Origin of the sequence: Streptococcus sp. 2022WUSS083 (genome assembly GCF_044427155.1) — a bacterium.
Classification (GTDB): domain Bacteria; phylum Bacillota; class Bacilli; order Lactobacillales; family Streptococcaceae; genus Streptococcus; species Streptococcus hashimotonensis.
Genome location: NZ_JAOTGK010000002.1, coordinates 289,115 through 303,829 on the forward strand (window position 1 = coordinate 289,115; position 14,715 = coordinate 303,829).

10 protein-coding genes, 1 tRNA gene and 1 pseudogene are annotated in these 14,715 nt (G+C 40.6%); 8 read left to right on the plus strand and 4 right to left on the minus strand.

What is annotated here, in order from left to right; translation table 11 throughout:
• Positions 1 to 144 precede the first annotated feature (144 nt).
• From ODU41_RS03410 to ODU41_RS03420, 3 genes and pseudogenes are all read left to right on the plus strand, one after another.
• Positions 145 to 6,288, plus strand: a pseudogene (locus ODU41_RS03410) (DUF445 family protein); the annotation flags it as partial.
• A gap of 762 nt (positions 6,289 to 7,050) precedes the next feature.
• Positions 7,051 to 7,170, plus strand: a complete 120-nt coding sequence (locus ODU41_RS03415; protein WP_172089091.1) for an LPXTG cell wall anchor domain-containing protein — start codon at positions 7,051 to 7,053, stop codon at positions 7,168 to 7,170.
• A 260-nt stretch (positions 7,171 to 7,430) separates the two neighbouring features.
• A tRNA-Arg gene (locus ODU41_RS03420) sits at positions 7,431 to 7,502 on the plus strand.
• A gap of 106 nt (positions 7,503 to 7,608) precedes the next feature.
• On the opposite strand, the gene ODU41_RS03425 is transcribed toward ODU41_RS03420, so the two are convergent.
• The 4 genes from ODU41_RS03425 to ODU41_RS03440 all read right to left on the minus strand — a co-directional run bounded on the left by ODU41_RS03425 (position 7,609) and on the right by ODU41_RS03440 (position 10,013).
• On the minus strand, positions 7,609 to 8,793 hold the full coding sequence (locus ODU41_RS03425; RefSeq protein WP_141591102.1) for a chloride channel protein: 1,185 nt from the start codon (positions 8,791 to 8,793) through the stop codon (positions 7,609 to 7,611).
• A complete protein-coding gene (locus tag ODU41_RS03430; protein ID WP_024413316.1) occupies positions 8,783 to 9,061 on the minus strand; it encodes a chorismate mutase in 279 nt (92 codons plus the stop codon). The genes ODU41_RS03425 and ODU41_RS03430 overlap by 11 nt, the downstream gene beginning before the upstream one ends.
• An 81-nt stretch (positions 9,062 to 9,142) precedes the next feature.
• The gene (gene rpsN, locus ODU41_RS03435) at positions 9,143 to 9,412 is read right to left on the minus strand and encodes a 30S ribosomal protein S14 (RefSeq protein ID WP_002940393.1); all 270 of its coding nucleotides are present in this window, start codon (positions 9,410 to 9,412) and stop codon (positions 9,143 to 9,145) included.
• 139 nt (positions 9,413 to 9,551) lie between these two features.
• Complete coding sequence (locus tag ODU41_RS03440; protein ID WP_012775265.1) at positions 9,552 to 10,013, minus strand: flavodoxin; 462 nt, start codon at positions 10,011 to 10,013, stop codon at positions 9,552 to 9,554.
• Between the two features lie 94 nt (positions 10,014 to 10,107).
• Here ODU41_RS03440 and ODU41_RS03445 point away from each other — a divergent pair, with 94 nt between their 5' ends.
• From ODU41_RS03445 to ODU41_RS03465, 5 genes are all read left to right on the plus strand, one after another.
• Entirely contained in the window at positions 10,108 to 11,052 is a 945-nt protein-coding gene (locus ODU41_RS03445; protein ID WP_398578653.1) for a bifunctional oligoribonuclease/PAP phosphatase NrnA, read from the plus strand.
• Positions 11,039 to 12,067, plus strand: coding sequence for an FAD:protein FMN transferase (locus tag ODU41_RS03450; protein ID WP_398578654.1), 1,029 nt, complete (start codon positions 11,039 to 11,041; stop codon positions 12,065 to 12,067). Before ODU41_RS03445 ends, ODU41_RS03450 begins: the two co-directional genes overlap by 14 nt.
• 118 nt (positions 12,068 to 12,185) lie before the next feature.
• Complete coding sequence (locus tag ODU41_RS03455) at positions 12,186 to 12,428, plus strand: type B 50S ribosomal protein L31 (protein ID WP_012027466.1); 243 nt, start codon at positions 12,186 to 12,188, stop codon at positions 12,426 to 12,428.
• Between the two features lie 498 nt (positions 12,429 to 12,926).
• Positions 12,927 to 14,156, plus strand: coding sequence for an FtsW/RodA/SpoVE family cell cycle protein (locus tag ODU41_RS03460; protein ID WP_012027447.1), 1,230 nt, complete (start codon positions 12,927 to 12,929; stop codon positions 14,154 to 14,156).
• A 13-nt stretch (positions 14,157 to 14,169) separates the two neighbouring features.
• On the plus strand, positions 14,170 to 14,709 hold the full coding sequence (locus tag ODU41_RS03465) for a DJ-1 family glyoxalase III (RefSeq protein ID WP_015647132.1): 540 nt from the start codon (positions 14,170 to 14,172) through the stop codon (positions 14,707 to 14,709).
• The last annotated feature ends 6 nt before the right edge of the window (positions 14,710 to 14,715 follow it).

Genomic DNA, 14,715 nt, shown 5'->3' on the forward strand with positions numbered 1-14,715 from the left:
TGTTAAAATATCTATGCTAAATATATATAGGAGTATAAAGGTGTAGCTGTTTATTCAACTTAGGAGAAGTTATATGGGGGAGCTAACATGAGTAGCAAAAAAAGGAACGATTATACAGAAGTCTCGCGCAAAAGCCGAGTAAAGATGCACAAATCTGGAAAACATTGGGTGCGTACGGTGATGTCACAAATTGGACTTATCCAATTAGGCAAACAAACTACTTCTGAAAAAACTAAGGTGAAACTGTCTCCAACACCACAACAAGTTTCTGCAACAAAAGTATTACGTGGTTTGATAGCTGCGAGTGCTGTAGTTGGTGGTGGGGTCTCTGTAGACCAAGTCCTTGCAGAGGATACGGTGATGGCAACCGAAGTAACCACCTCTGTGTTGGTTAATGAAGATACCGTGAGCATGAGCAATGTTAATGCTGATTCAGATACAACTTCACAATCGCACAGTATCTCTGAATCGACAAGCAACTCAGAATCGGTTAGTCAATCAATTTCTACAAGTGAATCTGTTTCAGAAAGTGAAGCAATTTCCACAAGTGAGTCAGTATCAGCTAGTGAATCAGCCCTAAGTTCGGAAACTGCTAGTACGACTAGCCGAACTACTGGTATTATTTATCGTGTTGAATATGTAGATGAAACAGGAAAAGTGGTTAAAAAATATCCACGTTCAGCAATGGTAACCACTACTGATTTGATTGCCAAAACAACTGTGACCGAAACAGCAACACAAATTCCATCAGGCTATCGCTTGGCTGAGAACCAGTCAAGTGTTGCAGAAAAAGAAGTTGTTGAAAAACAGACGAATGTTATTCAATTCCGCATAGAAAAAGCTGAAACTACAAGTACGGTATCATCTAGTGCATATACTACTTTACGTGCAGCAGTTAATGGTTCCAAAGCTTCTTTAAATACTAGTGTGACATCCAAATCATTGGATGAATTAAAAAGTTTTAGTGCAACTGATTTATTGATTGTTGAATCAGGCTATAGTGCTCAACTAAACTATATTAGAGTTGGATCAAAATACGTACAAACTCTTGCTGAAGCCATTGAAAAAGGTTTGACAGGGACATATCAATTTAATTTCACGATTATTGATAATTCTACGGGTTCACATTATACAAAACCTGATGGACAGGTAGATATCGTTACAGCTAGTCTTTCAGTTACGAAGGTAGATAGCACTTCCATCTCACAAAGTATTTCAGCATCTGAAAGTGAATCGAAATCTATCTCTACTTCAGAGTCACTTTCCAATTCAATTTCAACCTCTATTTCTGAGTCGATTATTGAATCTGTTTCTGAGTCTGTGTCAAATTCAGAGTCACTTTCCAATTCAATTTCAACCTCTATTTCTGAGTCAGTGCGCGAGTCAGTAGTCGAATCGGTATCAGAATCAGTGCGCGAGTCGGTAGTTGAATCGGTATCAGAATCAGTTCGTGAGTCAGTAGTTGAATCCTTGTCGGAATCAGTCCGTGAGTCAGTAGTTGAATCGCTATCAGAATCAGTGAGTGAATCCGTTTCAGAATCTATCTCAGAGTCAGTTAGCGAATCTATTTCTGAATCCGTCTCTGAGTCAATTTCAGAATCCGTCAGCGAGTCTATCTCAGAGTCAGTGAGCGAATCTATTTCGGAATCTACATCTGAATCCACATCTGAATCAATTTCCGAGTCAGTTAGCGAATCGATTTCCGAATCCGTCTCAGAATCTATCTCTGAATCCACATCTGAGTCAATTTCAGAGTCGGTTAGCGAGTCAATTTCAGAATCCGTATCAGAATCTATCTCAGAGTCAGTAAGTGAATCTATCTCTGAGTCGGTAAGTGAGTCTCTTTCAGAATCCGTATCAGAATCTATCTCCGAGTCTGTAAGCGAATCAATTTCTGAATCTACATCAGAGTCAATCAGCGAATCAGTATCTGAATCGGTAAGCGAGTCGATTTCAGAATCCGTATCAGAATCCATCTCCGAGTCTGTAAGTGAATCAATTTCTGAATCCACATCTGAATCAATTTCCGAGTCAGTCAGCGAATCGATTTCTGAATCTACGTCAGAGTCAATTTCCGAGTCAGTCAGCGAATCGATTTCAGAATCAGTAAGTGAATCTATCTCCGAGTCAGTCAGCGAATCGATTTCAGAATCTGTATCTGAATCAATTTCTGAGTCAGTATCAGAATCAATCAGCGAATCCGTCTCTGAGTCTATCTCCGAGTCAGTAAGCGAATCGATTTCAGAATCCGTATCTGAATCTATCTCCGAGTCAGTAAGTGAATCAATTTCAGAATCTGTATCAGAATCTATCTCTGAGTCAGTAAGCGAATCAATTTCAGAATCTGTATCAGAGTCCATCTCAGAGTCAGTAAGCGAATCAATTTCAGAATCTGTCTCTGAATCTATCTCTGAGTCAGTAAGTGAATCAATTTCAGAATCTGTATCAGAGTCCATCTCTGAGTCAGTAAGCGAATCGATTTCAGAATCCGTATCTGAATCTATCTCTGAATCAGTGAGTGAATCAATTTCAGAATCTGTCTCTGAATCTACATCAGAGTCTATCTCTGAATCAGTGAGTGAATCAATTTCAGAATCCGTATCTGAATCTATCTCTGAATCTACATCTGAGTCTATCTCTGAATCAGTGAGTGAGTCAATTTCAGAATCTGTATCAGAGTCCATCTCTGAGTCAGTATCAGAATCAATCAGCGAATCCGTCTCTGAGTCTATCTCTGAGTCAGTAAGCGAATCGATTTCAGAATCTGTATCAGAATCTATCTCTGAATCTACATCTGAGTCTATCTCTGAATCAGTGAGTGAGTCAATTTCAGAATCTGTATCAGAATCTATCTCTGAATCTACATCAGAGTCAATTTCTGAGTCAGTAAGTGAATCAATTTCAGAATCTGTATCAGAGTCTATCTCTGAATCTACATCAGAGTCCATCTCAGAGTCAGTAAGTGAGTCAATTTCAGAATCTGTATCAGAGTCCATCTCAGAGTCAGTAAGCGAATCGATTTCAGAATCCGTATCAGAATCTATCTCTGAATCAGTGAGTGAGTCAATTTCAGAATCTGTATCAGAATCTATCTCTGAATCAGTGAGTGAATCAATTTCAGAATCCGTATCTGAATCTATCTCCGAGTCAGTCAGCGAATCGATTTCTGAATCAGTCTCAGAATCTATCTCCGAGTCGGTAAGCGAGTCAATTTCCGAATCTATCTCTGAATCTACATCAGAGTCTATCTCTGAATCAGTGAGTGAGTCAATTTCAGAATCTGTCTCTGAATCAATCAGCGAATCAGTTTCTGAGTCAATCTCTGAGTCAGTTTCAGAATCAATTTCAGAATCTGTATCAGAGTCTATCTCCGAGTCAGTAAGCGAATCTATTTCTGAATCTACATCAGAGTCTATCTCTGAATCAGTGAGTGAGTCAATTTCAGAATCTGTATCAGAATCTATCTCTGAATCTACATCAGAGTCAATCTCAGAGTCAGTAAGCGAATCTATTTCAGAATCTGCATCAGAATCAATCAGCGAATCCGTCTCTGAGTCAATTTCCGAGTCAGTAAGCGAGTCGATTTCAGAATCCGTCTCTGAATCTATCTCAGAGTCAGTAAGTGAATCAATTTCAGAATCTGTATCAGAATCTACATCTGAGTCTATCTCTGAATCAGTGAGTGAGTCAATTTCAGAATCTGTATCAGAATCTATCTCTGAATCTACATCTGAGTCTATCTCTGAATCAGTGAGTGAGTCAATTTCAGAATCTGTATCAGAATCTATCTCTGAATCTACATCTGAGTCTATCTCTGAATCAGTGAGTGAGTCAATTTCAGAATCTGTATCAGAATCTATCTCTGAATCTACATCAGAGTCCATCTCTGAGTCAGTCAGCGAATCGATTTCAGAATCCGTATCAGAATCTATCTCAGAGTCAGTAAGTGAATCCATTTCAGAATCTGTATCAGAATCTACATCTGAGTCTATCTCAGAATCAGTGAGTGAGTCAATTTCAGAATCTGTATCAGAATCTATCTCTGAATCTACATCAGAGTCCATCTCTGAGTCAGTAAGCGAATCGATTTCAGAATCTGTATCAGAATCAATCAGCGAATCCGTCTCTGAGTCAATTTCCGAGTCAGTAAGCGAGTCGATTTCAGAATCCGTATCAGAGTCTATCTCCGAGTCGGTAAGCGAATCAATTTCTGAATCCACATCAGAATCTATCTCAGAATCGGTAAGCGAATCCCTTTCTGAATCTACATCAGAGTCAATTTCCGAATCCGTCTCTGAGTCAATTTCCGAGTCAGTCAGCGAATCGATTTCAGAATCTGTATCAGAATCAATCAGCGAATCCGTCTCTGAGTCAATTTCCGAGTCAGTCAGCGAATCGATTTCAGAATCCACATCTGAATCTATCTCCGAGTCGGTAAGCGAATCGATTTCTGAATCCGTCTCAGAATCTATCTCAGAATCGGTTAGTGAGTCAATTTCAGAATCCGTATCAGAGTCCATCTCAGAATCGGTAAGTGAATCCATTTCAGAATCCGTATCTGAATCTATCTCCGAGTCAGTGAGTGAATCCATTTCTGAGTCAGTCAGTGAGTCAATTTCAGAATCCGTATCTGAATCTATCTCCGAGTCAGTGAGTGAATCCATTTCTGAGTCAGTCAGTGAGTCAATTTCAGAATCCGTATCTGAATCCATTTCCGAGTCAGTCAGCGAATCGATTTCAGAATCCGTATCAGAGTCCATCTCTGAGTCAGTCAGCGAATCAATTTCTGAATCTACATCTGAATCAATTTCCGAGTCAGTCAGCGAGTCGATTTCAGAATCTACGTCAGAGTCAATTTCCGAGTCAGTCAGCGAATCAATTTCAGAATCAGTAAGTGAATCTATCTCTGAGTCGGTAAGCGAATCAATTTCTGAATCCGTCTCAGAATCTATCTCCGAGTCAGTGAGTGAATCCATTTCTGAGTCTACATCAGAATCTATCTCAGAATCTGTATCTGAATCAATCTCTGAATCGGTAAGTGAATCGATTTCAGAATCTGTATCTGAGTCTATCTCCGAGTCAGTAAGTGAATCTATCTCAGAATCAGTAAGCGAGTCAATTTCAGAATCCACATCTGAATCCATTTCCGAGTCGGTCAGCGAATCAATTTCTGAATCTACATCAGAGTCCCTTTCCGAGTCAGTAAGTGAGTCGATTTCTGAATCAGTTAGCGAATCAATCTCTGGATCGGTCAGCGAATCGATTTCAGAATCCACATCTGAATCTATCTCAGAGTCAGTCAGCGAGTCCCTTTCCGAATCTGTATCAGAGTCCCTTTCCGAGTCAGTTAGCGAATCGATTTCAGAATCCGTATCAGAGTCCCTTTCCGAGTCAGTCAGTGAGTCCGTTTCAGAATCTACATCAGAGTCCATCTCAGAGTCAGTCAGCGAATCCCTTTCAGAATCTGTATCAGAATCTATCTCAGAGTCGGTCAGCGAGTCGATTTCAGAATCTACATCAGAGTCCATCTCAGAGTCGGTCAGCGAATCGATTTCAGAATCTACATCAGAATCTATCTCCGAGTCAGTGAGCGAATCCCTTTCAGAATCCGTATCTGAATCTATCTCTGAATCTACATCAGAGTCTATCTCCGAGTCAGTTAGCGAGTCTATTTCAGAATCGGTCAGCGAGTCTATTTCAGAATCCGTATCTGAGTCTATCTCCGAATCAGTCAGCGAATCGATTTCAGAATCAGTATCTGAGTCTATCTCCGAGTCGGTAAGCGAATCCATTTCTGAATCTACATCAGAGTCCATTTCCGAGTCAGTTAGCGAATCGATTTCAGAGTCTACATCAGAGTCCATCTCTGAATCAGTCAGCGAATCTATTTCAGAATCAGTATCTGAGTCTATCTCCGAGTCAGTCAGCGAATCGATTTCAGAATCTACATCAGAGTCTATCTCTGAATCAGTTAGCGAATCTATTTCAGAATCTATCTCCGAGTCGGTTAGCGAGTCTATTTCCGAATCAGTCTCTGAGTCCATTTCAGAATCTGTATCAGAGTCTATCTCCGAGTCGGTAAGTGAGTCCCTTTCAGAATCAGTAAGTGAATCGATTTCAGAGTCTGTATCAGAATCCATCTCTGAGTCAGTCTTTGAGTCCCTTTCAGAGTCAGTAAGTGAGTCTCTTTCAGAATCCGTATCTGAATCTATCTCCGAGTCGGTCAGCGAATCTATTTCAGAATCTGTATCAGAGTCTATCTCCGAGTCAGTAAGTGAATCTATCTCAGAATCAGTCAGCGAGTCGATTTTTGAATCCACATCAGAGTCTATCTCCGAGTCGGTCAGCGAATCGATTTCAGAATCAGTATCTGAGTCTATCTCCGAGTCGGTCAGCGAATCGATTTCAGAATCCGTATCTGAATCAATTTCCGAGTCAGTCAGCGAGTCGATTTCAGAATCTATATCTGAATCTATATCTGAATCAATTTCCGAGTCGTTAAGTGAATCGCTATCAGAATCCGTCTCAGAATCCGTCTCCGAGTCAGTTAGCGAATCGATTTCAGAATCTGTATCAGAGTCCGTTTCCGAATCTACATCTGAATCTATCTCTGAATCGGTAAGCGAATCGATTTCAGAATCTGTATCTGAATCAATCAGCGAATCAGTTTCTGAGTCCATCTCTGAGTCAGTTTCAGAATCAATTTCAGAATCTGTATCAGAATCTATCTCTGAATCAGTGAGTGAGTCAATTTCAGAATCTGTATCAGAATCTATCTCCGAGTCGGTAAGCGAATCGATTTCAGAATCAGTCTCTGAATCAATTTCCGAGTCAGTCAGCGAGTCTATCTCAGAATCAGTAAGTGAGTCGATTTCAGAGTCTGTATCTGAGTCAATTTCCGAGTCTGTTAGCGAGTCGATTTCTGAATCTACATCAGAGTCTATCTCCGAGTCAGTCAGCGAATCCATTTCCGAATCTGTATCAGAATCTATCTCTGAGTCAGAATCAACTCCATCTCGTCAGTCTCAAACTCCACGTAGACAAGGCGTATTGCCAAATACAGGTGAACAGTCTTCAGCTTGGGCTGGAATCCTTGGGGCAGGTCTTCTTCTTGGTGGTTTGTATAAACGCCGTAAAAAAGAAGAGGAAGAACAAGATGGTGTGAAATAATCTAGTTTATTTCGGAAAATAAATCCCAAATAGCGAAGTTCCCTTTTTGAGGAAGCTTCGCTATTTTTTAGTTGAAATATGTAGTGAAAAGATTCATTGGTAAAATAAATGAAATATAGTAATAATTATAAAGAATGTAGAGGAAGATTATTACAGAAGTAGCAAGTAGTGAACTATCATTAAATTTTTATCATGGTAGTATTGCTAGTATAATCTACTCTTGCAATCTGCTCTCTTATGGGTTACAATAGAGAGGCAGACTTCCCTTAGTTAAATGGATATAACAAATTCCTCCTAAGAATTAGTTGCAGGTTCGATTCCTGCAGGGGAGATAAAAATACAACAAAAACCCTTGAAATATCAATGTTTTCAAGGGTTTTGTTTTTTTCTAAAATATGAGCGAGGGGCAAGAAAGGGGCAAACTATGAATCCAATAGTTCATCTCACCTGCACCCCATAAATAGTCTGTTTTCTGTTTATAAGATAGGCTATGGCAAGTACAGGAATAGCATAGGGCAGGATATTAGCGCCGAATACTTCATAACTAATGAAGAGAGGAGCCAGTAAGTTATTGGTGGCTGTTCCAAATACGGCACAATACCCAAGGGCTGCAACAAGTTCAGTTGGTAGACCTAGTAATCCTGCTAAAACAGCCCCAGAACTTGCTCCAATCGCAAAGAGTGGAGTAACTTCGCCTCCTTGAAAACCTGCAGCCAAACAAAGACAGGTGAGTAGGAGTTTTAGTAGCCAATCGTAAGCAAACACTTGTTTCCCAGCTAAACTGGCATCAATCAAATTGGTCCCCAAACCAGCATAACGACCTTGATGGAAGAAAAATAGTAGAATGGTCAATCCAACTCCCATGATAGCTATTTTAATGTAAGGATTTGGAAGCCATCGAGTTGAGATGCTTTTTGCTTGCGCCAGAAACCAAGCAAATAAATTACCGACAACTCCAAAGCAGATGGCAATCAGAAGCCATTTAAAACTATCTGTAAAATGGAATGAGGTAGTAGCGATGGCATGCGAAAATTTCTCCAATCCCAGTAAGTGGGAAGTAGTAGAAGCCGTGAAAGCGGCAACTAGACAATAGGGGAGACTAGTCCAAGAATATTGGCCAACGACTAATACCTCAATGGCAAAGAAACTAGCAGCCAATGGTGTTTGAAATAGCCCAGCAAAACCTGCGGCCATACCAATCTTTGTTATCATGTCTTTGGGCAAGTGTGTGAAACCATGTTTTTGTAACCAATGCGAGAGACTGGCACCAAGTTGGACAGCTACCCCCTCACGACCAACGGAAGCACCAAAAAGATGACTGAGCCAAGTTGTAGAGATGATGAGCGGAATGAGAACTGGAGAAATTTGCACATTCTCCCCTTGTCCAGCTTTGAAGATTAAGCCCATGCCTGCATGGACTTCCCTCCCCCATTTTTGATAAATGAAAACAATCACTATCCCTGCAAGTGGTAGAAAGGGGATTAGAAAAGTAAAATATTCAGATCGTAAGTCTCCAACTCCTAGTAGAATTTTCCCAAAGAGTGTGGTGATTATTCCTGCACCGACTCCAATTAAGCTGGAAAAGAAAAGGAGTTGGATGGCTTGTTTCATCTTATTGCTCATGATTCGCTAACTTGGAAGATTGATAGGCTCTTGATTGGGCCATCATATCGCTAAAGGTTGCTTGAATGGCAGAGCGGTAATCATCCTTTTGGACTAATTTTCCAACTCTTTCAAGGACAGCATTTTCTCGGCTGGTATCCAAAACAGGCTTACCTGTTGCTCGTTTGTAGGCTGTGACTTGGTCGACCAACTCCATTCGTTTTTCAAGTAGTTCAACCAATTGGCTATCAATCGTGTTAATCTGTTCGCGGATGCAATCCAAATTCATCTTATAGACCTCCGTATATTGTTTCAGTTGTTTTTTAGTATAGCAAAAAACAAGGCAGAATACTAGCCTTGTTTGAGGAAGTTACCAACTTGCTTTTTTAACCCCAGGAAGTTGACCAAGATGGGCTAATTCACGGAAGGTAATCCGACTCACACCGAATTTTCGCATATAAGCATGCGGACGGCCATCGGTCCTGTCGCGGTATTTCAGTCGATTTGGATTTGAGTCGCGAGGTAATTTTCGAAGTGCTTGATAGTCACCTTTTTCTTTGAGACTTTTTCGCAAATCCGCATAACGTTCGATTAATTCCAACTGTCTCTGATAGCGTGCCATTTTTGATTTTTTAGCCATAAAATTCTCCTTTTTCTAAAAACTTAACCAGTTAATTATACATCAAAAAAATAAAGATTGCAAACAATAGGTGTACAATCTTAATAAGAGGCTAAAAGAAAACAGACTAGACCTATTGATAAGCCAGTCTGTTTGTCAGTTAATTCATTGTATCTAATTTTGCAACAAGGTCTGTCGCGAATTGCTCAAGGTTAACAATATCCTCATCTTCAGCGGCAAGGTCTACCTTAACATTTTCGGCACCCTTAGTTGCACCACGTGAACCCAACATGACATCAAAGTCATCTACTGCACTACAGAAGTCATCATAGAAGGTATCGCCAGAACCACAAACACCGTAGACCTTACCAGTCAAATCTAAGTCAGCTAGGTCAGCATAGAAATCAACAATTTCATCTGGAAGTTCACCGTCTCCACCGTAAGAATAGGTGTAGCTGGCTACCACGATGAGGTCTGCATCCAAGATTTCTTCTGTTTCAATGGTCGTACATTCGTGAACCTGTACTTCCAAACCTAACTCTTCTAGCTTACTGGCGACGATGTCAGCAATTTCTTCTGTGTTACCAGTCATACTAGCGTAAACTATTTTTGCTAGTGCCATAATTTCCTCCAAATTACATAGTAATTCCATTATACCACACTCCCATCATTTTCAAAAGGGGAAGTTTATGCTAAAATGATGAAAAGGAGTTGCTATGACAATTTACAGTAAAATTATTGAAAAAATTCACGAATACGACACAATCATCATTCATCGCCACAAAAGCCCGGATCCGGATGCCATTGGTAGTCAAGTTGGCTTGCAGAAACTCTTGCAGAAGAATTTTCCTGAAAAAACCATCAAGGTAACCGGTTTTGAGGAACCAAATCTTGCTTGGATGGCAGGAATGGACGTAGTTGCAGACCAAGACTATCAAGGAGCCTTGGTTATCGTGATAGACACTGCCAATACGGCGCGTGTGGATGACGACCGCTATACTCAAGGAGATTTCTTGATTAAAATCGATCATCATCCCAACGAAGAGCCTTATGGTGACCTGCTCTGGGTCAATACGGAAGCTAGTTCTTGTAGTGAAATGATTACGGAACTAGCCATCCAATGCCAACTGGAACTAGATGGAGAGATTGCTCGTCTACTCTATGCAGGAATTGTTGGCGATACGGGACGTTTTCTTTATCCGGCGACTAGCTCACGCACTTTTGAAATTGTTGCCCGACTTCGTCAGGAAGATTTTGACTTTGCAAGGATGTCTCGCCAGATGGATACCATTGATTTCAAGATTGCCAAGCTGACAGGTTACGTTTACGACAACTTGGAAGTCGATGAGCACGGTGCAGCACGGGTCATTTTGACACAAGCTATTCTCAAAAAATACGGGGTGACCGATGCGGATACATCATTTATCGTTGGAGCTCCAGGACGGATTGGCACTGTACAATCTTGGGGGATTTTTGTGGAACAAACTGACGGAAATTACAGGGTTCGTTTACGCAGCAAGTACATTCCGATAAACGAGATTGCCAAGCGCCACGATGGCGGTGGCCACCCACTAGCCAGCGGTGCTAACTCTTATTCCCTTTCCGAAAATGAGCAAATCTATCAAGAAATTCAAGAGGTTGTGAGGAATGCAAGCAAGTAGCCGTTCCCTTCGTCTAATGGGAACCATCATAGAAACTAAAATTTGGCACTCAGATGCAGAACCAATTTTAGATCAGGTTGAAGAGTTGCTCTATCTATATAAGGACAGATTCTCTGCCAATGATTTGACGTCAGAATTGATGGAGGTCAATCTAAACGCTGGTGTTCAAGCAGTTCCTGTTGCCGATGACCTGTATGAATTGATTAAATTGGGCAAAGAACACAGTCTGGCTCAGGGATCTTTTTTGAATATAACCATTGGTCCCCTTGTGCAAAGCTGGCGGATTGGATTTAGTGATGCCAAACTTCCAACCCAAGAAATGATCAGTGAAAAACTCCAACTCATCAATCCAAGGGACATTGAATTAGATGATGAGGAGCAGACAGTCTATTTGAAAAAAGAAGGCATGGCGATCGACTTGGGTGCTCTTGCTAAAGGATATGTGGCAGATAAGATTGTCGACTTCCTTAAAAGAATAGGTGTGGAGGCTGGACTGATTAACCTGGGTGGCAACGTCCTGACCTTTGGTCAAGCTCCCCACAATCCAGATGGTTTCTGGCGAATTGGGATTCAGGATCCGCAGAAACCACGTGGTGAAAATGCCCTCGTCCTCAACATAGGAGAAGAATCGGTTGTCACCTCTGGTATTTACGAACGAACCCTTACCGTGAATGGAAAGACCTATCATCATATTTTGAGTTCCGAGACCGGATATCCAATCGAGTCGCAGCTGGCTAGTTTGACCATTGTGTCCAAACAATCTGTTGATGGTGAGATTTGGACGACTCGACTGTTTGGTCAGGAAATAACTCGGATTTATAAGATGGTAGAAGAAACTGATGGTATCGAGTCGGTTCTGATTGGGCTGGATGGAAGGATTCTAGTGACCTCAGGGCTTTCTGAGAAAGTTCTTGCTGGTAAAGAAAGAATTTCTGATAGCTTGGGCAGTCCTTCAAGAGGGGGATTTGGCGCCAGAGTAACTTCTGACCTTGCTTCAGGTGCTTCTGTACTATAACTTGAAAAAATATTAAAAAAATAGGTAAAAAGACTTGCCATAAGAACAAACTTTTGGTAAACTTAAATGGTTATAATCTATGGCTCGGAAAGAGTCCATGGCAGAAAGGAATTTTAAAATGAAAAAAGATATCCATCCAGAATATCGCACTGTTGTCTTCATGGACACAACTACTGGCTACAAGTTCCTTAGCGGTTCAACTAAGAAATCTAACGAAACAGTTGAATTCGAAGGTGAAACTTACCCATTGATCCGTGTGGAAATTTCATCAGACTCACACCCATTCTATACTGGACGTCAAAAGTTCACTCAAGCAGATGGACGTGTGGATCGCTTCAACAAAAAATACGGTCTCAAATAAAAAAACAGTCCTTAACGGACTGTTTTTTCACGAGCTTGAAAATAAAAGAGCGAGTTATGGTCCAGTGGACCATTTTTTCTTTGACTCTAGAAATAAGAGAGAGCTTTTTTCGTGCGTGATTGCCAAAATGATTGCCATTGGTTTACATACTCATGAATTGAGCAAACTTATGGGGTGTGGGGGTAAAGCATTATATTTCAGCCTGTTCGAAGGTATGAAGATATACGTATTTTATGATTTGTGTACTAGTAATACTCTTCGAAAATCAAAGTTATCCGTTGTCAACTTGCCTTGATGAGTGAAAAGCTCCAGTGGAGGTTTTCAGCCTGTTACCTTGAAATAAGAAAGTAACAGAGTTCTATCTTCGACTTCGTTTCCTAGGCTACTTTTGATTTTCGTTTAGTATAAATCGTATCCCCACTGATGTAACTAGATTTTTAGTTTCAATGAGAGATGATTTCTGCTATAATGGAACGAGTAAGAATTTGAAGTGAAAGTATGAGGAAATTGATGAAAAATAGGGGCACAATCGATAGTCGAGTAGACTACTCACTTATTTTACCGGTCTTTTTTTTATTAGTTGTGGGGATTATTTCTCTCTACATTGCGGTTAGTCAAGATTATCCGGATAATGTTGTACAGATGGTTGGTCAACAAATTGCTTGGATAGGAATTGGAACAGTGGCAGCTTTTTTGGTCATGTTCTTTTCCACTAAGTTTCTGTGGCAAATCACACCTTACTTGTACGTACTTGGGTTAGGACTTATGGTATTGCCTTTGTTTTTCTACAGTCCAGACTTAGTAGCGTCAACGGGAGCAAAAAACTGGGTAACGATTGGTGGAATGACTCTTTTTCAACCATCCGAATTTATGAAAATTGCCTACATCATTATGTTGTCAAGGGTGATTGTCACCTTTCATAAATATTATCCAAATCGAAAAATTCGTGAGGATTTTATGTTGATTGGTTATATGACACTGTTTACTATCCCTGTCCTGATTTTGTTGGCCTTACAGAAAGATTTAGGAACTTCCTTAGTATTTGTAGCAATCTTTAGCGGAATGCTTCTATTATCAGGAGTTTCTTGGAAAATTCTATTACCGACTGCCTTAACGGGGATCGTTTTGGTTGGTGGATTTATGCTGATTTTTATTTCTCCTGGTGGAACAACATTTCTCCACAATTTGGGGATGGATACTTATAAAATCAATCGTATTGCAGCCTGGCTTGATCCCTTTAAAAATGCCCAATCAACGACCTACCAGCAAGCTCAAAGTTTGATAGCTATCGGAAGTGGTGGCTTAAAAGGACTAGGTTTCAATAAAACAAATCTTCTTATACCTGTTCGAGAAAGTGATATGATTTTTACGGTGATTGGAGAGGACTTTGGTTTTATTGGTGGGACGGTATTGATTGGACTATACTTGTTGCTCATTTATCGAATGCTGCGGGTAACGTTGAAGTCAAACAATCGATACTACACCTACATATCAACTGGCTATATCATGATGCTCTTGTTCCATGTGTTTGAAAATGTTGGCGCTGCAACTGGTTTGTTACCTTTAACAGGTATTCCTTTACCGTTTATCTCCCAAGGTGGCTCGTCCATGGTTTCAAATTTGATTGGTGTTGGTCTAGTGCTGTCAATGGGGTATCAGTCACGATTAGCTGATGAGAAGGAAACAAATCGATCACGTCGCTATAGAAAAATTACGATAAAACGTTAGAAAGTTGGTTTATATGACAAGAGTTGCGGTTGTTTTAGCCGATGGTTTTGAAGAAATCGAAGCATTGGCCCCTGTAGATGTATTCCGTCGAGCTCATTTTGACTGTCAGATTGTTGGTTTAGATAGTCATGAAGTGGAGGGATCGCACGGTATTCGTGTTCAAACTGACCAAGTCTTTGATGGAGACCTGTCTTCCTTTGATCTGATTGTTTTACCAGGAGGAATGCCGGGTTCTGTTCACCTTAGAGATTCAGAGTCACTGATTACGGAATTGCAAAGAGCGGTTGCATCAGGAAAATCAGTAGCAGCAATCTGTGCGGCTCCAATTGTTCTGGATAAGGCTGGTTTGTTAGATAGTCGTCACTATACATGTTTCCCAGGGAAAGAAAAAGACATTCCATCAGGTATTCATCTGGAAGAGGATGTGGTCGTTGATGGTCCAATTATCACTAGCCGAGGTGCTGGAACAAGTTTGGATTTCGCCTATAAATTGGTTGATTTATTTGGTGGAGATGGGGAAAGCCTAGCTCAAACAATGGTTTATCATAGTTAAAGTAAT